Source organism: Allomuricauda sp. ARW1Y1 (assembly GCF_013407935.1).
In the GTDB taxonomy this organism is placed as follows: Bacteria; Bacteroidota; Bacteroidia; order Flavobacteriales; family Flavobacteriaceae; genus Flagellimonas.
In genome coordinates, this window is the sequence record NZ_JACBZU010000001.1 from 308,805 (window position 1) to 332,612 (window position 23,808).

Annotated in this window: 21 protein-coding genes; 9 read left to right on the plus strand and 12 right to left on the minus strand. The window is 43.6% G+C overall.

Features of this window, described 5'->3' with window-relative positions:
* Positions 1-2: 2 nt before the first annotated feature.
* The gene (locus GGE08_RS01355; protein WP_179383123.1) at positions 3-677 is read right to left on the minus strand and encodes a lysoplasmalogenase; all 675 of its coding nucleotides are present in this window, start codon (positions 675-677) and stop codon (positions 3-5) included.
* Positions 665-1,144, minus strand: a complete 480-nt coding sequence (locus tag GGE08_RS01360) for a CYTH domain-containing protein (RefSeq protein WP_179383124.1) — start codon at positions 1,142-1,144, stop codon at positions 665-667. Before GGE08_RS01360 ends, GGE08_RS01355 begins: the two co-directional genes overlap by 13 nt.
* A gap of 27 nt (positions 1,145-1,171) precedes the next feature.
* Between GGE08_RS01360 and dinB the strand changes: the two genes are divergently transcribed.
* Positions 1,172-2,272, plus strand: a complete 1,101-nt coding sequence (dinB, locus tag GGE08_RS01365; protein ID WP_179383125.1) for a DNA polymerase IV — start codon at positions 1,172-1,174, stop codon at positions 2,270-2,272.
* 149 nt (positions 2,273-2,421) lie between these two features.
* Here dinB and GGE08_RS01370 read toward each other — a convergent pair whose 3' ends face one another.
* The gene (locus GGE08_RS01370) at positions 2,422-5,202 is read right to left on the minus strand and encodes a M16 family metallopeptidase (RefSeq protein ID WP_179383126.1); all 2,781 of its coding nucleotides are present in this window, start codon (positions 5,200-5,202) and stop codon (positions 2,422-2,424) included.
* Positions 5,203-5,402: 200 nt separating this feature from the next.
* Between GGE08_RS01370 and GGE08_RS01375 the strand changes: the two genes are divergently transcribed.
* Positions 5,403-5,981 carry a TetR/AcrR family transcriptional regulator gene (locus GGE08_RS01375; protein WP_179383127.1) on the plus strand — a complete coding sequence of 193 codons (579 nt, stop codon included), beginning with the start codon at positions 5,403-5,405 and terminating at the stop codon, positions 5,979-5,981.
* Between the two features lie 78 nt (positions 5,982-6,059).
* Here GGE08_RS01375 and GGE08_RS01380 read toward each other — a convergent pair whose 3' ends face one another.
* From GGE08_RS01380 to GGE08_RS01415, 8 genes are all read right to left on the minus strand, one after another.
* Entirely contained in the window at positions 6,060-6,608 is a 549-nt protein-coding gene (locus tag GGE08_RS01380; RefSeq protein ID WP_179383128.1) for a carboxymuconolactone decarboxylase family protein, read from the minus strand.
* Positions 6,609-6,639: 31 nt separating this feature from the next.
* The gene (locus GGE08_RS01385; protein WP_179383129.1) at positions 6,640-6,789 is read right to left on the minus strand and encodes a hypothetical protein; all 150 of its coding nucleotides are present in this window, start codon (positions 6,787-6,789) and stop codon (positions 6,640-6,642) included.
* Between the two features lie 101 nt (positions 6,790-6,890).
* The gene (locus GGE08_RS01390) at positions 6,891-7,739 is read right to left on the minus strand and encodes a helix-turn-helix domain-containing protein (protein ID WP_179383130.1); all 849 of its coding nucleotides are present in this window, start codon (positions 7,737-7,739) and stop codon (positions 6,891-6,893) included.
* A gap of 131 nt (positions 7,740-7,870) precedes the next feature.
* Complete coding sequence (gene pyk, locus GGE08_RS01395) at positions 7,871-9,313, minus strand: pyruvate kinase (RefSeq protein WP_179383131.1); 1,443 nt, start codon at positions 9,311-9,313, stop codon at positions 7,871-7,873.
* 2 nt (positions 9,314-9,315) lie between these two features.
* The gene (locus GGE08_RS01400; RefSeq protein WP_179383132.1) at positions 9,316-9,786 is read right to left on the minus strand and encodes an IPExxxVDY family protein; all 471 of its coding nucleotides are present in this window, start codon (positions 9,784-9,786) and stop codon (positions 9,316-9,318) included.
* Positions 9,787-9,891: 105 nt separating this feature from the next.
* On the minus strand, positions 9,892-10,629 hold the full coding sequence (gene rnc / locus GGE08_RS01405; protein WP_179383133.1) for a ribonuclease III: 738 nt from the start codon (positions 10,627-10,629) through the stop codon (positions 9,892-9,894).
* 9 nt (positions 10,630-10,638) lie between these two features.
* Positions 10,639-11,889, minus strand: coding sequence for a beta-ketoacyl-ACP synthase II (fabF, locus tag GGE08_RS01410; protein WP_179383134.1), 1,251 nt, complete (start codon positions 11,887-11,889; stop codon positions 10,639-10,641).
* 101 nt (positions 11,890-11,990) lie between these two features.
* On the minus strand, positions 11,991-12,224 hold the full coding sequence (locus GGE08_RS01415; protein ID WP_009778413.1) for an acyl carrier protein: 234 nt from the start codon (positions 12,222-12,224) through the stop codon (positions 11,991-11,993).
* A 162-nt stretch (positions 12,225-12,386) separates the two neighbouring features.
* On the opposite strand from GGE08_RS01415, the gene purN reads away from it, so the two are divergent.
* From purN to GGE08_RS01435, 4 genes are all read left to right on the plus strand, one after another.
* Positions 12,387-12,950, plus strand: a complete 564-nt coding sequence (purN, locus tag GGE08_RS01420; protein ID WP_179383135.1) for a phosphoribosylglycinamide formyltransferase — start codon at positions 12,387-12,389, stop codon at positions 12,948-12,950.
* Positions 12,950-13,585, plus strand: a complete 636-nt coding sequence (locus GGE08_RS01425; RefSeq protein WP_179383136.1) for a viroplasmin family protein — start codon at positions 12,950-12,952, stop codon at positions 13,583-13,585. The genes purN and GGE08_RS01425 overlap by 1 nt, the downstream gene beginning before the upstream one ends.
* A gap of 97 nt (positions 13,586-13,682) precedes the next feature.
* Positions 13,683-14,609 carry a PfkB family carbohydrate kinase gene (locus GGE08_RS01430; protein ID WP_179383137.1) on the plus strand — a complete coding sequence of 309 codons (927 nt, stop codon included), beginning with the start codon at positions 13,683-13,685 and terminating at the stop codon, positions 14,607-14,609.
* A 44-nt stretch (positions 14,610-14,653) separates the two neighbouring features.
* Positions 14,654-16,552 (plus strand): amidophosphoribosyltransferase, encoded by a 1,899-nt coding sequence (locus GGE08_RS01435; RefSeq protein WP_179383138.1) that lies wholly within the window; start codon positions 14,654-14,656, stop codon positions 16,550-16,552.
* 663 nt (positions 16,553-17,215) lie between these two features.
* Here GGE08_RS01435 and GGE08_RS01440 read toward each other — a convergent pair.
* The gene (locus GGE08_RS01440) at positions 17,216-17,824 is read right to left on the minus strand and encodes a superoxide dismutase (protein ID WP_127140257.1); all 609 of its coding nucleotides are present in this window, start codon (positions 17,822-17,824) and stop codon (positions 17,216-17,218) included.
* Between the two features lie 122 nt (positions 17,825-17,946).
* Here GGE08_RS01440 and GGE08_RS01445 point away from each other — a divergent pair, with 122 nt between their 5' ends.
* The 3 genes from GGE08_RS01445 (at position 17,947) to GGE08_RS01455 (ending at position 23,754) form a co-directional block, all read left to right on the plus strand.
* The gene (locus GGE08_RS01445) at positions 17,947-21,063 is read left to right on the plus strand and encodes a UvrD-helicase domain-containing protein (RefSeq protein WP_179383139.1); all 3,117 of its coding nucleotides are present in this window, start codon (positions 17,947-17,949) and stop codon (positions 21,061-21,063) included.
* Positions 21,064-21,078: 15 nt separating this feature from the next.
* Positions 21,079-22,272 (plus strand): glycine C-acetyltransferase, encoded by a 1,194-nt coding sequence (gene kbl / locus GGE08_RS01450; protein WP_179383140.1) that lies wholly within the window; start codon positions 21,079-21,081, stop codon positions 22,270-22,272.
* 123 nt (positions 22,273-22,395) lie between these two features.
* A complete protein-coding gene (locus tag GGE08_RS01455) occupies positions 22,396-23,754 on the plus strand; it encodes an OmpA family protein (RefSeq protein ID WP_179383141.1) in 1,359 nt (452 codons plus the stop codon).
* Positions 23,755-23,808 lie beyond the last annotated feature (54 nt).

Genomic DNA, 23,808 nt, shown 5'->3' on the forward strand with positions numbered 1-23,808 from the left:
TCTCAGCTCTGTGGAGATAAGATAATTCTCCTAGCCGCATTGGCTATCAAACCAATACTGAGCCAATAAGTGCTTAGTATCACAACACTAGAATAAGCGAAATCCGCTTTGAACTTGGCAATGGCAATCATAGTATCAGAGAACATAAATAGGAGCACGGCCACCGAAATCCATACAAACGGCTTGCTCTTTTCCTTAAGGAAAATTCCAATCCCTTGCCAAGCCATAAAACAGATGACCAAAACATAAACTCCAACAGGTACCATAAAGTCGCCGAGACTCGGTTTTAACCACAGAAAAAGAGAGATGCCGATGCCATAAAGTGCCAAAAAGGATATCCAATGAGTCTGAAAACCCTTTAGCTGCACAAAAGATGTGGCAAACAACAGATGTGCCACCAAAAAGGCTGCCAGTCCATAAACGAAGTATGCGGGAAACAACAATAGAATATCCCCTAACAAACAAAACAGAAAAGCAAGGACCATCAAGGTTTTGAATTTGGATTGCTGTGTTTGGGGAACAAGCACAACCAAAGATGTCACCAAAATCGTGGTCAATGGTTTTAAGAGCATATAAGCCAAGGTCTGGCCCAAAGCCTCGGTCGTAATGGCTAAAACGGCACTAATCGCTATTAAAACATTGATTGTTTTGACTGATTTGGATGCTATCGTTGCCATTCCTTAAAGGGTTTTATGCTCAATTGTGAATTATAATATGGTACCTGGCCAGTGACTTCCTCTCCCAGCCAATTCGGTTTTTCAAAACGTTCATCTTCATGCTTGAGTTCCACTTCGGCAAGCACCAAACCTTTGTTTTCGCCCAAAAACTCATCCACTTCAAACAGGTGATCACCCCATGGGACTTCAAAACGGACCTTTTCCAAAATACCCGATTCACATAAATCAATAAGATTTGTCGCCTCCGATGCCGTAATTTCCGTTTCCCATTCAAAACGTGTAGTTCCAGAATCGTTACTGGGACCCTTTACGGTCAAAAATCCCTTGTCTCCCTTGATGCGAACCCTGACGGTTCGTTCCGGGTCTGTGTTCAAAAATCCCTGCACAATACGTGTTTGCGATGTCGCCTGTTGCTTGAATCCATCGCCTGTGACCAAAAACTTGCGTTCTATTTCCAAATGTTCCATCAAACTAAATATACCCTAAATTTGGGTATGGATTTCGATTTTCCCTTACGAAAAATCATTCATGTGGATATGGATGCCTTTTACGCCTCGGTGGAACAGCACGACAACCCCGAGCTTAAGGGAAAGCCCCTTGCCGTTGGAGGCGGGTCCAAACGCGGGGTGGTCTCGGCAGCGAGCTACGAAGCCAGAAAATACGGAGTTCGGAGTGCCATGGCCGGCTCCATTGCCTTGCGGAACTGTCCACATCTTATTTTTGTAAAACCCCGATTTGACCGCTACAAGGAGGTATCCCTTCAAATCCGGGAAATTTTTTATGAATACACCGACTTGGTAGAACCGCTTTCGTTGGATGAGGCCTATTTGGATGTAACGGAAAACAAAAAAGGGAATCCCTCTGCTACCTTGATTGCCAAGGAAATTCGCCAGAAAATCTTTGACAAAACGGGGCTCACGGCGTCTGCGGGAATCTCTATAAACAAGTTTATCGCAAAGGTGGCCAGTGATTACAACAAACCCAATGGTCAAAAAACGGTCAATCCCGAGGAAGTCATTGATTTTTTGGAGCGTCTTGATATCCGAAAGTTTTATGGGGTAGGGAAAGTCACCGCCGAAAAAATGTATCGGCTTGGCATTTTCACGGGGAAAGACCTCAAAGAAAAGTCACTGGAGTTTTTGGACAAACATTTTGGAAAGAGCGGCGGGCACTATTATCATGTGGTGCGTGGCATCCACAACAGCGAAGTAAAACCGCACAGGACTCCAAAGTCGGTAGGGGCAGAACGTACCTTTTCAGAGAATCTGAGCAGTGAGATATTTATGCTGGAAAAATTGGACAATATTGCCCACGAGTTGGAACGCAGGCTTCAGAAATCGAAAATTGCGGGCAAAACGGTGACCCTAAAAATCAAGTACAGCGATTTTACGCTCCAGACCCGGAGCAAGACCTTGCCCTATTTTATCTCTAGCAAGGATTTGATTTTGGAAACCGCAAAGGAATTGTTGTACCAATCCTCTTTGGAAAACTCCGTTCGGTTGTTGGGCATTTCCTTGGCCAACCTCAACACGGAAAAAGAAAAGGACGAGCCTAAAAAGGAGTCCGTGCTGGTTCAGCTGAGATTTGATTTTTAAAATAGGAGGCTTTCTAAGAAGTCGTTTTTAACGTCAACCTGAACTTGTTTCAGGTTCTCAAAACACATTAAGCATTATCTGGTGAGATTCCGAAACTAGTTCGGAATGACGAATCAGATAAAAGTACTATTAGAAAGCCTCCTTATTCATTAATTTTTAATATCAGATTCCACAGGCTGTACCGCAGGTTTTTTGGGGTTGCCATCGGCATCAATCTCAATGATGTTATCAAAACCAAGTTCATCCAACTTTTCGATGATTTCAGCTCTGTCGCCCACCATAAACCAGTTTACTTTGTCCGGCTGTACCACTTGGTTACTCACCTTTCGAATATCGTCCACCGAAAGGCTTCTTACATTCTGGTCATATTTTTGGTAGTAATCATCCGGTAAATTGTAGCGCACCAAGTTTCTCACCGAACTGTTTACGGAACTATTGGTTTCCCATTGGCCAGGAAGCTTCAACACTTGGTTGGTCTTTACTTTGTCCAGTTCTTCTTTTGTCGCAGGTCTGGTCGAAGTAAATTCAGCAATCTCTTTTCTGATTTCGGTTACGGACTCTGCTGTTTTGTCGGTCTGCACCGGAGCGTACACAATAAACGGACGCTCTTCTTTGGAACCTATCACAAAGCCACCCGCTCCGTAGGACCAATGTTTGTCCTCTCTCAAATTCATATTGATTCGAGAAGTGAAATCACCTCCAAGAATATTGACCATTTGCTCCAAAGCTATTTCTGAAACATCACCATACTTTTCTGTGAGGTGTCCTGCCAGTATCACCGATTGTTGGGATTCGGGCCTGTTCATGAGATAAAGGGTGTTTTTGGAATTGGTCTTGGGCTCATTGAAAACAATCTTCGGAACGTCTCCCTTTTTCCACTTGCCCAAGGTTTTTTCCAATTTGGACTTGAGTTCTGCCATTTCCACATCACCTGTCACGATTAAAGTGGCGTTGTTCGGCTTGAACCATGTATTGTAAAAGTTCACCACATCCTGGCGTGTCAATTGAGACACAGTTTCCTCGTATCCGGTTCCCGTGTAAGGGCTGCTGTACGGATGGTCGTCACCATACAGGTATTTGTTCATTACCCGAAGTGCCATGGAAATGGGTTGGGATTTTTCCTGTTTGATATCGTTGAGCTGCTCCTTTTGCAGACGTTCAAACTCCTTTTCCGGAAATACAGGATTGAGCACCACATCCAAAAAGAGATCCAAACTGGCATCAAAACTGGGCTTTAAAGTGCTCATGTACACATTGGATTCATCTTGGCTGGAGAAAGTGCTTAATGAAGCCCCCAATAATTGAAGCTGCTCATTGATTTCGAGGGCATCCATATCCTTGGTTCCCTCGTCCATCAAATTCATTGCCAATTTTGCCGTTCCTGGAGCGGATAGATGGTCGGTTTTATATCCTGCATCGGCCACCAGGTTAATCACGATGGTGGGAACCCCTTTTCGCTGTGCCAACACCACATTTAATCCATTGGATAACTGCGTCCGCTGCAAATCGGGGAACTTGGAGCTTTTCTGCTCCGTAAGGGCGGGCAATGTACTTCGGTCTACGGGAGATTCCACAATGTCATATTCAGGGAAGGGCTTACAGACCAAAATATGTTTTCCTTTGGTAAGCCATTTGGCTGCCGTCTTCTTCAAATCCTCCGCGGTCGCATCCTCCACATACTTTAATGTGGTTTTGTAGTAGGAAGGGTCGCCATGGTAGGTTTGGTTGGAGGCCAAAATATCCGATACGCCCCCGAAGCCACCGATGCGCTCCAGTCCTTTGATAAAATTGGCAAAATAACTGGCCTTTACCCTTTTGAGTTCGTCCTCAGTGGGTCCTTCTTTGATGAACTTATTGATTTCGGCTTCTAGTTCCTTTTCCAGTTTTTCTGGATCCTCTCCTTGCTTCACATTAAGCCAAGTGATGAAATTACTCGCAATTTCACTGGAAGACTGGAAGGAAACGGCTGCGCTTGCCGATTGGTCTTGGTAGATGAATTTTTGATACAGTCTTGAATTCTTGCCACTGGTTAAAATAGCGGAAATCAAATCAAAATGAAGGTCTTCCCTAGAACCGTAGGGAGGGGTGTTCCACGCAAACAGCACCCGGGTTTCGGGCACGCGATCCTCGTAAACTTGACGGGAATCGTATTCCTTGCTGGGAATGTTCACTTCTTGCCTTTCCACGGTAGGGCCGGACGGGATATCCCCAAAATACTTGATCACTTTTTGATGGATCTCTTCGGCATCCACGTCACCAGCCACAGCCACTACTGCATTGGCCGCGCCGTAGTACGATTTGAACCATTCCTGCACATCTTCCAAAGAGGCGGCATTCAAGTCTTCCATCTCACCGATTACCGTCCAAGAATAGGGATGTCCCTTTGGATACATGGCCTTGGTCAAATAATCCCATTGCATACCATAGGGCTGATTTTCCCCTTGTCTTTTTTCATTTTGCACTACGCCTCGTTGCTCGTCCAGTTTGGCTTGGTCGATAGCGCCCAACAGGTGCCCCATCCTGTCAGACTCTAAAAAGAGTACCTGATCTAAGGCCGATACGGGCACATTTTGGAAGTAATTGGTTCGGTCGGTATTGGTGGTACCGTTCAGGTCAGTTCCTCCAATACTTTCCAAGGCTTGGAAATAGTCGGTGTTGTAGTTTTCGCTTCCGTTGAACATTAAATGTTCAAAGAGGTGTGCAAATCCGCTTTTACCCGGCTTTTCGTTTTTGGAACCCACATGGTACCAAACGTTCACAGCGGCAATAGGCGCCTTGTGGTCTTCGTATACCAAAAGGGTGAGTCCATTTTTTAAGGTGTACTTTTTGTAGTCGATGTCGATGTCATCTGCCTTGAACTGAAATTCCTGTCCATAATGGCTGACAGTAAAGAACAGGCCGAAGAAAGCGGCCAAAAGTAATCTTTTCATTTCTAATGTTTTTAAGTTATTTGATTGATAAAATACCATACACAAGATAGGAAAATGTTTACAATCGACACCATACTAAACAGTTAGGCAGTAGAAATTAGGTGCAACTTCAATGATTTCATTGGCGGTTTCATTGTTCTACCCAATAATTCTTCATTAATTTGTGATGCCATTGACCACCATTAACTATATTCTTATTTATGCAACGAAACAAATTGCACGAGCACATCATATCCTCTGCGGGAGCGCTTTTCTATTCCCAAGGGTATAATTCAACAGGAGTCAATGAGATCATTTCCAAATGCGATATCGCCAAAGCGACGCTCTACAGTCATTTTAAATCAAAAGAGGATATTTGTATTGCCTATTTGAAGCAGCGCCACCATGACTTTTTGGAGAGCCTAAAGGATTATGTTGGTCAAAGAAGCAAGGGAAGGCTGCAGTTATTGGCCATATTCGACTTGTTGCGGGATATGTACCTACAAGAGGATTTTCAAGGGTGTTGGGCCCTTAAAACACTTGGGGAATTGGCACCAGACCAAACGAAGATTTTAGAGGTGATTCAACTTCAAAAAAAGGAATTGCTGCTATACTTGGGCGAAGTGGTCGGGGACAACATTTCTAACCTTTCCAAAGCGGAGACCGAAAAAATATCGGGCGGACTTTACCTATTGTACGAAAGTGCCGTTACGGAAAGTCATCTGTTTAAAAACGACTGGCCCATTTTTATGGCAAGGAGCATTGCCCCTTCCCTATTTAAAGAGGTTGAGCTGTCCTAAAAAACGTTTTTAAAACAAAAATTGCCATATCTCGACTCGCTCGATATGGCAATTTTGTGAATGACATGGTTGTACCAATTAGGCTTCCACAGTTTCTAAGGGCTGTGCTACTGGAAAATCAACGGGAACCTGAGTAGTACTATGCAAATAGTTGGAGATGGTTTTATCCCCCACCAATACAATGGTATCGATCAAATTCTCCTTGGTCCATCCAGCGGCAAAAAAGCGGTCCAATGTTTCTTCGTCCGTTGCACCTCTATTTTCAGTGATGTTTTTGGCCAAATTTGCGAGTGCATCCAACTTTTCGTCAAATGAAGCTTTCCCCGCTCTCAGTTCGAGTATTTGGTCGTCTGTGAATCCGTTCATTTTTCCAATGGCGGTATGTGCGGACAAACAGTAAATACAATTGTTTACCTGGCTTACCGCCAAGTTGACCACTTCTTTCTCCTTGGCTTTCAAGGAGGTTTTGCCGTTGGACAGGGTCAAATAATTACCCAAGGCATTTTCTGAATGGGCATAGGTGGCAAATAGATTTGGTACAAAGCCTACCGCCTTTTCCAGATTGTCAAAAATAGCCTGATTGGCTGCACTTACTTCTTCTCTTTTTGGTACGTTGATTGTGCTCATAATTGTAATTTTTAAATGATTTATTGTTGAATTAATACGTTTTTACAAAAGGTTTTTCTGCGTTACAATAAAAGTCGTGATGGTGCTTCTGCTCACAGTGTTCCGAAGCTGTTACCGTTTGTGCCACAGGTTTCTGTGAGGTTCTAAAAATTTCAATGAGATTGAAAATGGATTTTTCCATAGTTGTCATCTTTTTGCTGTTTTTTAATTACAGGGCAAAGATGCTCCGAAAAGAAGGGTAGGTGTTAGGAAGGATTTCCCGATGGCTTGACCAATTTTCCCTTAGGCCACCAAAAGGAGGTTTTCGCGATATTCCGAGGGAGTCATTTGGGTCATTTTTTTGAAGAATCGGCTAAAATGGGCTGGGTCGTTAAAACCCAGTTCAAAAGCAATTTCTTGGTTTTGCTTATCAGTGAAATTAATGAGCCGTTTGGCTTCCAATGCTATCCGTTCCAAAATGATCTGTTGGGGTGATTTTTGATTGTAAATAGAGAATAGATTGGAAAGTGTTTTGGGCGATTTATGGAGCAAATCGGCATAATCGCTCACTTTCCGCTTTGTTCTATAGTGCATATCCACCAAAAAATTAAACCTTCTGATGGTATCGATTTGGTCATTCCCCAACGTTTTTACGATCAACTGTTCCTTTGCCAACCGAGTACTCATGATGATCAATCTTTTGAGCAGCATTTGTAGCATATCACCCTGGATATTGTCTGGAGTTGAAAACTCCTCTACGAACATATCATGCAAAAGGTTGAACTTGCCCAATTGGTCCTTGGGAATGGAAATGATGGGAATATCCTGGGTTCCAAAAAACAAAATACCATTGCAGGAAACCTCGCTATCATGATCGGAGATACAGTAGAACTCCCGGTTAAAGAGTATAGCGGAAAGTGGGAACTCTGTTTCAGCATAGGAAACATGCTGTAGATAGGTGACCGTAATGATTTGGTAAGGCATCAACTCCAATTGCATCCCATCTATTTGAATTGTAATGGGTGCATTATTTCTGTTCCACAAAAACTTGATGGTTTTGGAGCTGTCGGAAAAACGTTCTTGGTCTTTTTTGATGTTATCGGTAAATCCTAAAATAGCACCTAGTTTGGTATCTCTGTATTCGTGTCGCATAGCTTATTAGGTCGCGTTATTGACTTTTAGTCCCATTTAGTGGTTTTTGCTTACAGAACATCCAAAGATTCCAAACAAAAAAAGGCGTACACTTCAGTGCACGCCTTTTTTAAAATTTTCATCCGAGAAGGCTAAAAATTGCAGCTCTCGATTTCGGTTACACGAAGTGTATTTACCATCCCCTTTTCCTTAATGGGCATGGCTGCCAAACTTACGAGCATATCGCCCACCTCCAAGAAACCTTTTTTGCAGGCTATCTGGTTTACATCCTCAATGGTCTGGTCGGTAGAGACAAACTTATCGTAGTAAAAAGCCTTTACTCCCCAAAGCAAATTGAGCTGGGTTAGTATTCTCTTGTTCGAGGTAAACACCAAAATATGGGCCGAAGGTCTCCAGGCCGAAATCTGAAAGGCGGTGTACCCACTGTTGGTCAATGTGGAAATAGCTTTTGCCGAAATTTCATTGGCCATTAACGCTGCATGGTAGCATACCGATTTTGTAATGTATCGCTTGGTTCGGATGTGCGGTGGGTTCTGCGGTACTTTGATCAAGCTAGATGCCTCTACACTGGTCACGATGCTCGCCATTTTTTCAATTACCTGCACAGGATAATTACCTACCGAGGTTTCTCCGGAAAGCATTACGGCGTCTGCCCCATCCATAACCGAGTTGGCGACATCGTTCACCTCCGCACGTGTCGGTGTAAGGCTGGTGATCATGGTTTCCATCATCTGTGTTGCGATAATTACCGGTATCCTTCCTTTTTTGGCGCTCAAAACCAATTGTTTCTGCACTAGAGGAACTTCTTGGGCGGGGATTTCCACACCCAAATCGCCACGGGCCACCATAAGTCCGTCGGAGGCCTTTACAATTTCATCGATATTTTCCAAAGCCTCTGGCTTTTCAATTTTGGATATTACCGGGATTTTGTGCTCTGTATGCTCCTTGATCAGGTTGTGGAGGTCGTGCAAGTCTTGCGCGTGACGCACAAAGGACAACGCAATCCAATCCACATCCTGCTGGATAGCAAAAATGGCATCCTTGATGTCTTTTTTGGTAAGGGCCGGCAACGAAATATTGGTGTTGGGTAAGTTCACCCCTTTCTTTGATTTCAAAGGTCCCCCTTGAATCACTTTGGCGACCACTTCGGTCTCCCCGTTGGTTGATTTTACCTCAAATATCAATTTCCCATCATCCAAGAGAATACGCTCTCCTGCTTTCACGTCCTTGGGAAAATTCTTGTAGTTCATGTACACTCTCTCGGCTGTTCCTTCAAAAGGTTCGCCAGTCACAAAGGTAACTTCATCACCAGGGGCAACGATGGCTTCGCCTCCCATGACACCGACCCTGAGTTTGGGTCCTTGCAGGTCTGCAAGTATGGCGGTGTTGATTTCCAACTCCTCATTAAGTTCCCTGATCATTTTAATTCGCTCAGCAACATCCTCATAGGAAGCGTGGGAAAAGTTTATCCTAAAAACATCCACTCCGGCAAGGATCATTTCCCTAAGGGTTTCCTTTTTACTGGTGGCCGGACCGAGGGTTGCTACAATTTTAGTCTTCTTTCTAGTTGGCATTGTTAAAAGATTAAATTTCTTTTTGATTTTAATTTTTGTGTGTCCAATGGGTATGCGGTGATTACCTTTCCTATTTGTTTGATGGCCCTGAGCTTTTCAGCATAAATGGTTTCATCTGCTGCATCCACTTTCAAAAAATAATCCACTTCCTTTTTTTCCTTCACCAAATGGCCTATCCTTTTGGATACATTGCTCTCAAATAAGCCTATGGAAGCCATCTGTTCTTCGGTTTCGCACTTGTTGGCAATCAGTGTCCAGTACATATCGTTTATCTCATCTTCCCAGTCAAAAACGGAAAAGGCCATATTTTCATCAAAACAAAGGTCTTTCTTCATCCGTTTTAGATAAAGTCCACAATGGGAATTTATAGCATAGGCCATGGCATAATCTTCCAAATCACTGTGGATGGCAATGAGGTGAAAACTATCATCATAAAGGTCTGCCGATATCTTGTGCGTAGTTAACATGCCCATAACACGAACTGTAAATATAGGCTTATTACGAATGATTGCCTAGTCAATACAAAACAATACACTTATAAAATAAGCGAAAACGTTTGAGTTTACCATTATTTAAAGTCACTGTTTTTCTATCTTGCTCTGTAAGGCAAAGTATGCCCGTTTGGATGCCTTTTCCTCTGCCTTTTTCTTGGAGGTGGCCCTTGCTTTGGCCAACATCCGGTCGCCAATGGTAAGTTTTACGGCAAAATGTTTGAGTTCATCATTCCCTGTATCCTCGTACACATGGTAATTAAAGGACTTTTTCTCTTTTTGGCACCATTCTATCACCAAACTCTTGTAACTGATGACCTTGCCTTCCAACTGATCGATGTCCACATAGGGCTCTATCACGCGCTCGTCGATGAACTTTTCGCAATAGGTGTAGCCCCTGTCCAAATAAATGGCGCCAATCAACGCCTCGAACACATTCCCGTGGATATTTTCCCCAAAATGTTCTTTAGGGATACGGCTTTCCACATATTTTAAAAGTCCCAAATCTTTGCCCAGTTCGTTCAGGTGCTTTCGGCTGACTACCTTGGACCGCATTTTGGTCAGATATCCCTCATCCCCTTCGGGCACTTCATTGTACAGATATTTTGAAATGATGGTACCCAACATGGAATCTCCCAGAAATTCCAACCTTTCGTAGTTGATAGGGTTTCCATCATCGTCCTTTTTGTTCATGGAACGATGCAGAAATGCCGTTTTGTAAATGGTCAGATTCTTGGGTTTAAAGCCAAGGATTCTTTTCATACCCAAAAAAAAATCCCCATCCGAGTTGGGATGGGAATTGAATATTTTGGAGGTGAGTTTCATGTTACAAAACTACCCTAATTTTTTGAATAAAAGACAGGCGTTGTGTCCTCCAAAGCCAAAAGTGTTGCTCATGGCCACCTTTACCTCCCGTTCTTGAGCCTTGTTCAAGGTCAAGTTGAGGGATGGATCTATTTGATCGTCTACCGTGCTGTGGTTAATGGTCGGGGGCACCGTATTGTGCTCCATGGCCAAAATGGAGGCAATCGCCTCAATGGCCCCGGCCGCTCCCAGCAAGTGTCCGGTCATGGACTTGGTAGAGTTAATGTTGATTTTTGGTGCATGGTCCCCAAATACTTTGGATATGGCCTTAAGTTCGGCCACATCTCCCAATGGTGTCGAAGTACCATGTGTATTGATGGCATCTACATCCTCTGGGTTCAATCCAGCGTTCTGCAAACAGTTTTCCATTACTTTTACCACACCAATACCTTCTGGGTGAGGGGCGGTCATGTGATAAGCATCGCTAGAAAGACCTCCACCGAGCACTTCGGCATAAATCTTGGCTCCGCGTGCTTTGGCATGTTCGTACTCCTCGAGTATAAGCGCTCCGCCACCTTCGCCCAATACAAAGCCATCCCTTGTGGCATCGAAAGGTCTTGAAGCCGTTTCAGGGCTATCGTTTCTGGTGGAAAGGGCATGCATGGCATTGAATCCGCCCATACCTGCTATGGTCACTGCCGCCTCGCTACCTCCGGTAACAATCACGTCGCAATGTCCCAATCGGATATAGTTCAGTGCATCGATCATAGCATTTGCTGATGAGGCACAAGCAGAAACCGTGGTATAGTTAGGGCCCATAAATCCATGTTTGATGGAAATGTTCCCCGGTGCGATGTCTGCAATCATTTTTGGGATAAAGAAAGGATTGAAGCGCGGTGTACCGTCACCTTCGGCGTAACCGATTACCTCGTTTTGGAAGGTTTCCAATCCGCCTATTCCAGCGCCCCAAACAACTCCTACCCTAAACTTGTCCACAACGTCCAGGTCAATTCCAGAGTCCGCAATGGCCTCGTCCGAAGATACTAGGGCGTATTGGGCAAATCTATCTAGTTTTCTTGCCTCTTTCCTATCGAAGAAATCCATTGGGTCGTACCCTTTAAGCTCGCATGCGAACTTGGTCTTGAATTTTTCGGTATCGAAATATGTAATGGGGGCAGAACCGCTCTTACCGGTCCGTAGTCCTTCCCAATAAGCTTTCAAATTGTTACCTATAGGGGTTAACGCTCCCATTCCGGTAACTACAACTCGCTTTAACTGCATTGAACTATTTTTTTACCCTTTAGACGTTAATTATAAAAAAAATTATCCATGCGATAACAACCACATGGATAATTTTTAATCTTTAGCGATATATCATATAATTACTTAGCTTCTTCTATATAGCTAATGGCCTGACCCACAGTGGCGATGTTTTCTGCTTGGTCATCTGGTATCTGAATATCAAATTCTTTCTCAAACTCCATGATAAGTTCAACAGTGTCCAAGGAATCCGCTCCTAAGTCGTTGGTAAAGCTGGCTTCCGCTACAACTTCGTTTTCATCCACACCTAGTTTATCAACGATGATAGCCTTTACTCTTGATGCAATGTCTGACATAATTATTGTGGTTTTAAAAATTTAAATCGTTGGCAAAAATATAAAACTTTGGATTAAATACACTATTTGACGATAAAATGTGACGTAAATTAAAGTTCTTAAAATACTGTACCTTACTTTAGCCATCGTAATTTAATTTAAAATCCCGTCAATTCCTAACGAATGAAACGAATTGTAATCTTTGCATCGGGCAGTGGCTCCAATGCCGAAAACATTATTTCCTTTTTTAGCGAAAAACCCCAAGCAGAGGTGGTGGCAGTGCTCACCAATAAGAGTACCGCCAAGGTGCTCGAACGTTGTGACCGTATGGGAGTACCTGGATTTTATTTTAACAAACCCGCTTTTAGGGAATCCGATGCGGTTCTGCGCCTTTTGAAAGGTTTGGAGGCAGATCTGGTTGTTTTGGCCGGCTTTCTTTGGAAGGTCCCTTCCTATCTTATCGAAGCATTTCCCAACAAAATCATCAACATCCACCCTGCTTTGTTGCCCAAATATGGCGGAAAGGGCATGTATGGAGATAGAGTGCATCAAGCCGTAAAGGCAAATCAAGAAACCGAAACGGGAATCACCATTCACTATGTCAACGAAAACTACGATGAAGGCGCCATCATCTTTCAGGCGAAAACCAAAGTTGACCCTTCAGACACTCCAGAAACCATTGCCCAGAAAGTCCATCAATTGGAATATGAGCATTTCCCAAAAGTGATAGAAAAAGTATTGTCCTAATGGCCAAGAAAAAGAAATTTTATGTGGTTTGGAAGGGAAAGCACCCGGGCATTTTTGAGTCTTGGGCAGATTGCAAGGCCCAAATTGACGGCGTAAAAGGTGCGCAATACAAATCGTTCGCCACTTTTGAGGAGGCCAAAAAGGCCTTTAACGGCAATTATTTGGAATACAAAGGCAAATCCAAGGGCAAAAGCGAACTAAGTCCCGAGGAACTTTTAAAAATCGGCGAACCCAATTACAATTCCATTGCCGTAGATGCCGCCTCGAGCGGAAACCCCGGAAAGATGGAATACCGCGGCGTGGACACCAAGACCAAGCGGGTTCTTTTTCATCAAGGTCCGTTTGAGCAGGGGACAAGCAATGTAGGCGAATTTTTGGCATTGGTGCACGGACTTGCCTTTCTACAACAAAAAAAGAGCGACCGCATTCTTTACTCCGATTCCCGAATCGCCATTGGTTGGGTGCGCAAGAAAAAGTGTGGCACCAAACTGGAGAAAACCGTTAAAAATGCCCAGCTTTTTGAACTGATCGAACGGGCGGAACTTTGGCTCAAAAAAAATAGGTTCAACACCCCAATTGTGAAGTGGGAAACCAAGGCTTGGGGAGAAATCCCTGCCGACTTTGGCAGAAAGTAACCTGTCTTCGTGCGGATATTTCCATTTTTTCATAATTGGAACGCCCTTTGTACAAATTGGAAAGGGTAAACCGTATATTTGCACCAAAATTTAGGGAATGGGTAAATTACTGATTGTGGGAACCATGGCTTTCGATGCCATTGAAACACCGTTCGGGAAAACTGGCAGAATACTGGGGGGCGCAGGAACCTTTATAGGTTTGGCCGCTTCACAGTTTGATATTGACTCTGCCATCGTATCCGTTGTGGGTGACGACTTTCCACAATCTTACATGGATATTTTAAAGAACAAGGACATTGACCTTAGCGGCGTGGAAGTTGTAAAGGGGGGCAAAACATTTTTCTGGGAAGGAAAATATCATAACGACCTCAACTCACGGGACACTTTGGCCACCGAGCTTAATACCTTGGCCGATTTTAACCCTATTGTTCCCGACCATTATACCGATGCCGATATTGTGATGTTGGGTAACCTACATCCCTATATTCAGTTGAGTGTAATTAATCAGATGGAAAAACGACCAAAACTTATAGTTTTGGATACCATGAACTTTTGGATGGACAATACTTGGGACGATTTGATGAAGGTGATTTCCAAAATAGATGTGATTACCATTAATGACGAGGAAGCAAGACAATTGACCAACGAGTATTCCTTAGTGAAGGCTGCGGCCAAAATTCAGGAGATGGGCCCCAAATACGTAGTGATCAAAAAAGGGGAACACGGAGCACTTTTGTTTCATAAGGAGCAAATTTTCTTTGCCCCGGCGCTTCCTTTGGAAGAGGTGTTCGATCCCACGGGAGCAGGTGATACCTTTGCCGGTGGCTTTGCAGGCTATTTGACCGAAGCAGGGAATATCTCTTTTGAGAGTATGAAAAATGCCATCATCCACGGCTCCAATTTGGCGTCGTTCTGTGTGGAACGCTTTGGTACCGAACGGATGGTGGATCTAAAAAAGAGCGAGGTGGATGGCCGCCTGGCTCAGTTTAAGGAGTTGACACAGTTCAATATTGAATTAACATAAATGTTTGCCCTGAGAATTTCGGGGCATTTTTTATTAGGTTTATTATGAGTGATCCCATTAAGCACGAATGCGGAATATCATTGATCCGTTTGCTTAAACCCTTGGAGTACTACAAAGAAAAGTACGGTACAGCTTTTTACGGCGTAAACAAGATGTACCTAATGATGGAGAAGCAGCACAACCGCGGACAGGACGGTGCCGGTTTTGCGAGTATCAAAATGGATATGGAACCCGGGGAACGGTACATGAGCCGTGTACGATCGGCCGAGCAACAGCCCATTCAAGATATCTTCGCCCAGATCAACAATCGCATCAATACCGCTTTAAAGCAAAATCCCGATCGGGAAGATGACGTGGCCTGGCAGAAAAAGAACATCCCATACATCGGAGAACTTTTGATGGGACATGTTCGCTACGGAACTTTTGGAAAAAACAGCATAGAGAGCGTACACCCATTTTTGAGGCAGAACAACTGGATGCACCGTAACCTTATTGTGGCCGGAAACTTTAACATGACCAATGTTGATGAGCTCTTCGGAAATCTGGTGGAATTGGGACAGCATCCCAAGGAAAAGGCCGACACTGTAACGGTGATGGAAAAAATTGGCCATTTTTTGGATGATGCCGTTGCCAAACTTTACAAACAGATCAAAAAAGAAGGTTATACCAAAAGAGAGGCCTCAGCACTTATCGCCGAACGATTGAACGTAGCCAAAATCTTAAGAAAAGCCTCCAAAAACTGGGATGGCGGTTATGCCATGAGCGGACTTATAGGGCATGGGGATGCGTTTGTGATGCGGGACCCTGCGGGAATCCGTCCGGCCTATTACTATCAAGATGACGAAGTGGTGGTTGTAGCATCAGAACGGCCTGTGATCCAAACCGTTTTCAATGTAAATTTTGAAGATGTGCACGAGTTGAACCCCGGTCATGCTGTAATCATCAAAAAAAGTGGTTCCATGGCCTTGAAACAGATTTTGGAACCTACGGAGCGTAAAGCATGTTCTTTCGAACGCATCTATTTCTCACGTGGTAGCGATAAGGAAATCTATCAGGAACGAAAAAAACTGGGGAAATTGGTTTTTCCAGAAATCCTGAAGTCCATCGACAATGATTTGGAGAATACTGTATTCTCCTACATACCCAACACCGCGGAAACGTCGTTCTTTGGAATGGTGAAGGAAGCACAGAATTACCTCAACAAGAAAAAGGAAGAGCAGATTCTGGCGATGGAAGGCAATATCGATAGAGACGAGCTTCACCGAATCCTCGCCATCCGCCCGCGTATTGAAAAAGTGGCCATTAAGGATGCCAAACTTCGAACTTTTATTACACAAGACAGTAGTCGTGATGATTTGGTAACCCATGTTTACGACATTTCCTATGGTTCCGTAAAAAGCACGGACAATCTTGTGATTATCGACGACAGTATTGTTAGAGGTACCACACTGAAGCGTAGTATCCTCAAAATTTTGGACCGATTATCACCAAAGAAAATCATAGTAGTGTCCTCGGCTCCACAAATCCGCTATCCGGATTGTTACGGTATCGATATGGCCAAACTGGAAGATTTTGTAGCCTTTAAGGCGGCAAAGGCACTTCACGAGGATCACGGCACCACCCATTTGATCGAAGAAATCTACCATAAGTGTGTGGCCCAGACCAAGGCACCGAACAAAGAGGCCATCAATCATGTCAAGGAGTTCTATGCACCTTTCTCGGCCAAACAGATTTCCAAAAAGATTGGAGAAATCCTGTGCCCCGAAGGCATCAATGCAGAGGTTGAGATTATCTATCAAACCATTGAAGGGCTTCACAGCGCCTGTCCTAAAAACTTGGGTGACTGGTACTTTACCGGAAACTACCCAACTCCAGGAGGAAATAGGGTGGTCAATAAGGCTTTTATCAACTTTTTTGAGGGTAAGAACGAGCGTGCCTATTAACCCAAAATGGCTTAAAAAAGCCTGAAAATGTACACTTTATCGATGAATCCCGTAGAACAGCGTCTTTTTATACGACCAGCAAAGAGCAATCCTACTTTAGTAACTGCCATAGCATAAGTAGGTTAAGTTCATGGTAAGATTTGGGGCAAAAAAGGTGGAAGCTATTCCACCTTTTTTATTTTCCATACTTCTCAAAGCCCTAGCAATTAAGTTGGTTTTCTTGATATTTGTCAATTATTGGGATTCAACATACACTTCAACCCATTTACAGGAGTTTCGTCTAAAAGCTTACGCAAGAAATAATCCTCCGCCTTACTTTTGGAGGACCATAGCATAAGTAGGTTAAGTTCATGGTAAGATTTGGGGAAAGAAGGCGGAGCATGCTCCGCCTTCTTTATATTTGACTACCAAGGTTTTATCCATTTTATCGATGAACTGCACTATTTCTTTTTCTTCAAAAAAGTAAAATATTTTTTAAAACCCTTTGTTATTTCTCACAATACCAGTATTTTAGTCTCGCCATAGCATAAGTAGGTTAAGTTTATGGTAAGATTTGGGACGAAAAGGGTGAGGACTTCCTCGCCCTTTTCTATTTTGAAAAAATTCGAAACAAAAAAGCCGTGCACTTGGTGCACGGCTTTTTATTTATGAATGAACTAGTTACTATTTACTAGCTGCATAATTTTCGGAAACCTTGTCCCAATTAATCACATTAAAGAATGCTGCAATGTAATCCGGTCTTAGGTTTTGGTAGTGCAAATAGTATGCATGCTCCCAAACATCCAAGCCCAAAATTGGGTATCCCTCACAAGCTACTCCGGGCATAATAGGGTTATCTTGGTTTGGAGTGGAGCAAACTTCCAATTTACCGCCTTTGTGCACGCACAACCAAGCCCATCCAGAGCCAAACTGTGTAGCTGCAGCATTGGAGAATTTTTCTTTAAAGGCATCGAAGGATCCAAAAGCCTCATCAATCGCGGAAGCCAATTCACCGGATGGTTTTCCGCCTCCGTTTGGGGACATTACTTCCCAGAACAGGCTGTGGTTAAAAAATCCGCCTCCATTGTTCCTCACGGCTCCGTTGGACATGTCCAAATTGGAAAGAATATCCACGATTCCCTTCCCTTCCAAGTCAGTTCCTTCAATGGCACCGTTCAGTTTGGTGGTATATCCATTGTGGTGCTTGGTATGGTGGATTTCCATGGTTCTAGCGTCTATATGAGGTTCCAACGCATCGTATGCATACGGTAATTTAGGTAATTCAAAAGCCATAATTATCTTGTTTTTTTAGGTTATTAATCTATTCCTGTAAAAATACGGATTTTAACATTTATATTCCGCTAAAACCATGTTAACATGAGGTAAGGAATCCTTATTTTGCAGGAAAAACGTTTTTGGAGGGGTCTAATTTCAAAATATACAGCGCATCGGCCGGTTCGGGTAAAACCTATGCCCTTGCCAAGGCATACCTCTCCTTACTGCTCGCCAACGATTCACCTATAAAGTTTCGCCAAATACTGGCAATTACCTTTACCAACAAGGCGGTCGAGGAAATGAAGACCCGGATTCTGGACAACTTGTTCGCTTTTGGACAAGAAACTGTGCCCGAAAAACAGAAAAGTCTGTTCGTTACCCTGTGTGAAGAACTTTCCTTAACGGAGGAACAATTGCGACAACGTTCCCAACTCATCCTAAAACGGATTCTTCATAACTATTCCTTTTTTGAAATTTCTACCATAGATAAGTTCAACCACAAAATCATAAAGACCTTTGCCCGCGATCTTCATCTGTCCCAAAATTTTGAGGTAGAGCTCAATCAGGATTTATTGTTGGAAGAGGCCGTAGGGCGCTTATTGGAACGTGCAGGAAACGATGAAGAGCTCACCGAAGTACTGATTGCCTTTTCCCTCGAAAAAATCGATGATGATAAAAGCTGGGACATTACTTACGATTTGATGGAAATCGGGAAGCTACTGTTTCAGGAGAACAATGCCGAGCACATTGAACCATTGCGTGAAAAATCCATTTCAGATTTTACCCATATCCAAAAGCTGATTGCCTCGAAAAGCAAGGCCATTCAGGAAAAAGTGAAACAGCTTGCGCAGGATGCGCTTTTGGAAATTGAGCGACAAGGTTTTGAGTTTGCTGATTTTCCGCGGCAAATACTGCCTAACCATTTCAAAAAAATGGTGGATGGAGAACTCGACCCAAAAAAATTGTATGCCGCAAAAACATTGGAACCCAATCTGATTGAGGGGAAATTATTGAAGGCCACAGACAAAAGGGATGTGACGGGTTTAGCTGCTTTTATCCTTCAAAATTACCTCGCCCTTAAGGAATTTATCTATCGGCACAGTTACCTCCAAAACATTTATGGCAACATCGTACCAATGACGGTCCTGAATGAAATCGCCAAGGAAATCAAGAATATCGAATTGGACAGGGACATTGTGCCCATCTCGTCCCTGAACGCCATTCTGTCCAAAGAAATCAAAAACCAGCCGGTTCCCTTTATTTACGAGCGGATGGGCGAGAAATACCGTCATTATTTTATCGATGAGTTTCAGGATACCTCCAAAATGCAATGGGAAAACCTTGTGCCACTCATTGGCAATGCCTTGGAAAGTGAGGATGAAAGGCACGAACGCGGATCCTTGTTTTTGGTGGGCGATGTAAAGCAAGCCATTTATCGCTGGCGAGGTGGTAGGGCCGAGCAATTTCTCCATTTGATCAACGGAAATTCGCATCCTTTTGTAGTGGAACCGAGCGTGCACTCCTTGGATACCAACTGGCGAAGCCAAGACGAAATTGTAAACTTTAATAATAGCTTTTTCACTGTTTCGGCAGCCGTATTGGCCCAAGAGGATTATCGCAATCTTTTTTTGAACGACTCGCATCAAAAAACAAACAACAAGCCGGGCGGTTACATTCAGTTATCCTTTTTGGATGCCGATTTGGAGGATAAGGACCAAGCATACTGCGAAGAAACTTTAAAGTCGATTCAGTTTATCATTTCTGAAAACCATTCTTATGCGGATATCTGCGTTCTGGTCCGTGATAACAAAAAAGGAATGTTGTTGGCCGATTTCTTGGCCCAGCACCAAATTCCCATCATTTCTTCGGATGCGTTATTGCTCTCCAAGAATGAAAAGGTGATTTTTTTGATTTCCATCCTCCGGATTTTCGAAAATCCCGCAGACCATGAGGCGGCTTATCATATATTAAGGTATATAAGTGCAGATGGGGAGGGTGAACACGGGTTCATTTCCCAACATTTGGATGATATCGTACCTTTCATGGCCAACGAGCATGGTTTTGATTTGAACCAATTAAAAGGTAAGCCCGTGCTCACCATATTGGAAACCGCCATAGTTCAATTTAAACTCAACCAAGGTTCCATAGCGCATATTTCCTTTTTGATGGACGAGGTACTCGACCTTGAAAAGAGGGATGGCCCAAGCGTTTATGCCTTTTTAAATTATTGGGAAACCAAAAAAGAATCGCTTTCCATTGCCGCACCGGACGGAGTGGATGCGGTAAAGATCATGACCATCCATAAGGCCAAAGGGCTTGAGTTTCCGTTTGTGATATTTCCGTTTGCCGATTCAACATTGATCAAAAGGGACAAAAAGTCGTGGGTTGCCGCCACATCCCAAGAAGACGAAATAGGGCTGGATGAGTTCCTTTTGAACACCAAGAGCGATATGCTGGAATATAACCCCATAACACAGGCCAAATATGTGGAAGTGGAGCAAAAGTCTTTATTAGATGCTATGAACGTGCTGTATGTGGCACTCACCCGTCCTGAAAAAGGCCTGTTCATTATTACGGAAAAGAGCAAAAAGGAGATCGCAAGCATCGAAACTGCTACATCCTACCAAGACCTTTTCCAGTGGTACGTTCAGCAACAACATGTAAAGGAAACTGAACGCGGCGTGTATACCATTGGTGTTTTTCCTTCGGAAAGCGGTATGAAAGCTGTTGAAACTGCTGAGAACTATGTCCCCTATATCACCCGAACCAAAACAGACAGTGGTTTCACCATTTCCACCACATCGGGTCGCCTGTGGGACGACGAACGCTTGGAAGCCATCGAAATGGGGAATGTTATCCATTTTGCCTTGAGTCAAATCAAAACAACAAAAGATGTAGACCCCATTTTGGAGCGTTTGGAAATCGAGGGACATTTTCCAAAAGAGGCCTCTGCGGACATCAAACAAAAAGTATTGGACGTTGTGAACCATCCGAAATTGGCTGATCTCTTCTCGGAACATCGTACAATTCTAAACGAGCAAGAGATTCTGACTACAGATGGAAAGTCCCTGCGTCCCGACCGAATTGTTCTGGATGGAAAACGGGCTACCATCATCGACTACAAAACGGGGAAAGCCTCCCCAAGTCACAAAGAACAGATTGCTAACTACGCAGCTGTTTTGAGCGAAATGGACTTTGAGATAAAACAATCCATTATTGTTTATATTGACCAACAAATAGACCCTATTTTTGTATAAACCTATTTAAAAGATATGTACGGAAAAATTAAAGAGCATTTGGCCAAAGAGTTGAGGGAAATCGAAGAAGCTGGCCTATTCAAGAAAGAACGTATCATTACCTCGCCCCAAGGTGCTGTGATAAAAATCTCCACGGGAGAAGAGGTCATTAATTTTTGTGCGAACAACTACTTGGGACTATCCTCCCACCCCGAAGTGATCCAGGCCGCCAAGGATGCCATGGATACACACGGATTCGGTATGTCATCAGTTCGCTTTATCTGTGGAACGCAGGACATCCATAAAGAACTGGAGCAAAAAATCGCCCATTTCTATGGAACAGAAGATACCATATTATATGCGGCGGCCTTCGATGCGAACGGAGGAGTCTTTGAGCCCTTGCTCACTGCGGAAGATGCTATTATCTCCGATTCGCTGAACCACGCTTCCATTATTGACGGGGTGCGTTTGTGCAAGGCAAAACGTTACCGCTATGCGAACAACGATATGGCCGATTTGGAGAAACAACTCAAACAAAGCAATGCGGATGGGGCTCGATTCAAGATTATCGTTACAGATGGAGTGTTCTCAATGGATGGTTTATTGGCTCCATTGGACAAAATATGTGATTTAGCAGATAAATACGATGCCTTGGTCATGATAGATGAATGCCATGCTGCCGGATTTATTGGCGAAACAGGCCGTGGCACCCTGGAAGAAAAGGGTGTAATGGACCGCATCGATATTATTACAGGTACTTTGGGCAAGGCTCTGGGCGGTGCGATGGGAGGTTACACCACTGGTAAAAAGGAAATCATAGAACTGCTGCGCCAGCGCTCCCGACCATATTTGTTCTCCAATTCCTTGGCACCGGCCATTGTGGGGGCATCCATTAAGGTATTCGACATGTTGGATAAGGACACCACCCTACGGGATAAATTGCAGCACAACACGGAATACTTTAAAAAAGGAATGAAAGAAGCAGGTTTTGATATTATCGATGGCGATTCTGCCATAGTCCCCGTAATGCTTTATGACGCCAAGCTATCCCAAGATATGGCAGATATGCTGTTAAAAGAGGGCATTTATGTGATAGGTTTCTTCTATCCTGTGGTTCCCAAGGACAAGGCAAGAATACGTGTGCAGCTCTCTGCGGCCCACGAAAAGGAGCATTTGGACCAGGCAATTAATGCCTTTATTAAAGTAGGAAAGTCGTTAAATGTCATCTAAAATCGACGAAATGCAATAAATCTTCTGGCAAATGAGTCAAAAAAAAAGAAATTTAGATTTTGTTAATAAGTCTTAACAACTTACATTTGCTGCTGATAAACACTTAAACTTAAAATTTTGAGCATGAAACATCTTAGCAAATTATTGGTTGTTGCTCTTGTATTTGTAGGGATCAACAGCATACAAGCGCAAGACGAAAATAATCCCTGGCAGGTAAGCATAGGGGTGAATGCAATAGACGTCTATCCTACAAATGATGAGAACAACCCGTTCTCCAGTACTACATTGTTCGATGAGTACTTCAACGTAACCGATCACTGGAACATTTTGCCATCTGTATCATACATTGGCGTTTCCAAGTACATCGGTGATGGTTTCTCTGTAGGAGCTAGAGGTTCTTTGAACAGAATCGAAAAATTGGGAGACTTCGATGCCGATGATCTTTCTCACTACGCTATAGATGGTACCATTAAGTATAACATCCTTAAAAACACCGTAGTTGATCCTTTCGTAGAGATCGGTGGTGGTTATACTTGGGTTGATGAAATCGGTGCTGGTACCGTTAATGGTGGTATTGGTGTTAACTTCTGGTTTTCTGACAACCTTGGTTTCACACTTCAAACACAATATAAGCACGCTTTCGAGGATTACTTGGTAAAGCACTTCCAGCACATGGCTGGTCTTAGCATCAAATTTGGTGGTACTGACACTGATGGTGATGGTATCTACGACAAAGACGATGCTTGTCCAGAAGTAGCTGGTCTTGCAGCTTTCAACGGATGTCCTGATTCTGACGGTGATGGTATCGAGGATGCAAAAGATGCTTGTCCTAACGAAGCTGGTTCCAAAGAAATGAACGGATGTCCTGATTCTGACGGTGACGGTGTTGCCGATAAAGATGATGCTTGTCCAAACACTGCTGGTCTTCCTGCACTAGCTGGTTGTCCTGATGCTGACGGTGACGGTGTTGCCGATAAAGATGATGAGTGTCCTAACGAAGCTGGACCTGCTGCTAACAACGGATGCCCTTGGCCAGATTCTGACGGTGACGGTGTACTTGACAAAGATGATCAGTGTCCAGAAGTTGCCGGTACTGTTGCTAACAACGGATGCCCAGAAGTAACTGAGGAAGTTCAGAAGCAATTGAACGACTACGCTAGAACTATCTTGTTCGATACTGGTAAGTCTTCTATCAAAGCAGAATCTACTTCTGTAATGGTTGACATCATCCAAATCTTGAACGAGTATCCTACTGCTAAGTTTACTGTAGAAGGTCACACTGACAGCGTAGGTAGCGACCAATTGAACCAAAAACTTTCTGAGGAAAGAGCTAATTCTGTTAGAAACTTCTTGATCGACAAAGGAATCGATGCCGGTAGATTGACTGCCATCGGTTACGGTGAAGAGAAGCCAATCGCTACCAACAACACAAGAGCTGGTAGAGCACAGAACAGACGAGTTGAAATCAACTTGGTGAAGTAATAAAAGAAACAAAGTTTTCTTGAAAAAGGCTCCGCAAATGCGGGGCCTTTTTTA

Bases quoted from the DNA above. Each gene is read 5' to 3' on its own strand.
- dinB (WP_179383125.1), top strand. From the start codon at position 1,172: ATGGATTTCGATTTTCCCTTACGAAAAATCATTCATGTGGATATGGAT.
- GGE08_RS01425 (WP_179383136.1), top strand. From the start codon at position 12,950: ATGGCCAAGAAAAAGAAATTTTATGTGGTTTGGAAGGGAAAGCACCCG.
- GGE08_RS01385 (WP_179383129.1), bottom strand. From the start codon at position 6,789: ATGGAAAAATCCATTTTCAATCTCATTGAAATTTTTAGAACCTCACAG.
- rnc (WP_179383133.1), bottom strand. From the start codon at position 10,629: ATGAAACTCACCTCCAAAATATTCAATTCCCATCCCAACTCGGATGGG.
- GGE08_RS01400 (WP_179383132.1), bottom strand. From the start codon at position 9,786: ATGGGCATGTTAACTACGCACAAGATATCGGCAGACCTTTATGATGAT.
- GGE08_RS01390 (WP_179383130.1), bottom strand. From the start codon at position 7,739: ATGCGACACGAATACAGAGATACCAAACTAGGTGCTATTTTAGGATTT.
- GGE08_RS01375 (WP_179383127.1), top strand. From the start codon at position 5,403: ATGCAACGAAACAAATTGCACGAGCACATCATATCCTCTGCGGGAGCG.
- GGE08_RS01455 (WP_179383141.1), top strand. From the start codon at position 22,396: ATGAAACATCTTAGCAAATTATTGGTTGTTGCTCTTGTATTTGTAGGG.
- GGE08_RS01440 (WP_127140257.1), bottom strand. From the start codon at position 17,824: ATGGCTTTTGAATTACCTAAATTACCGTATGCATACGATGCGTTGGAA.
- kbl (WP_179383140.1), top strand. From the start codon at position 21,079: ATGTACGGAAAAATTAAAGAGCATTTGGCCAAAGAGTTGAGGGAAATC.
- GGE08_RS01415 (WP_009778413.1), bottom strand. From the start codon at position 12,224: ATGTCAGACATTGCATCAAGAGTAAAGGCTATCATCGTTGATAAACTA.
- pyk (WP_179383131.1), bottom strand. From the start codon at position 9,313: ATGCCAACTAGAAAGAAGACTAAAATTGTAGCAACCCTCGGTCCGGCC.
- GGE08_RS01430 (WP_179383137.1), top strand. From the start codon at position 13,683: ATGGGTAAATTACTGATTGTGGGAACCATGGCTTTCGATGCCATTGAA.
- GGE08_RS01380 (WP_179383128.1), bottom strand. From the start codon at position 6,608: ATGAGCACAATCAACGTACCAAAAAGAGAAGAAGTAAGTGCAGCCAAT.
- purN (WP_179383135.1), top strand. From the start codon at position 12,387: ATGAAACGAATTGTAATCTTTGCATCGGGCAGTGGCTCCAATGCCGAA.
- GGE08_RS01370 (WP_179383126.1), bottom strand. From the start codon at position 5,202: ATGAAAAGATTACTTTTGGCCGCTTTCTTCGGCCTGTTCTTTACTGTC.
- GGE08_RS01360 (WP_179383124.1), bottom strand. From the start codon at position 1,144: ATGGAACATTTGGAAATAGAACGCAAGTTTTTGGTCACAGGCGATGGA.
- GGE08_RS01435 (WP_179383138.1), top strand. From the start codon at position 14,654: ATGAGTGATCCCATTAAGCACGAATGCGGAATATCATTGATCCGTTTG.
- fabF (WP_179383134.1), bottom strand. From the start codon at position 11,889: ATGCAGTTAAAGCGAGTTGTAGTTACCGGAATGGGAGCGTTAACCCCT.
- GGE08_RS01355 (WP_179383123.1), bottom strand. From the start codon at position 677: ATGGCAACGATAGCATCCAAATCAGTCAAAACAATCAATGTTTTAATA.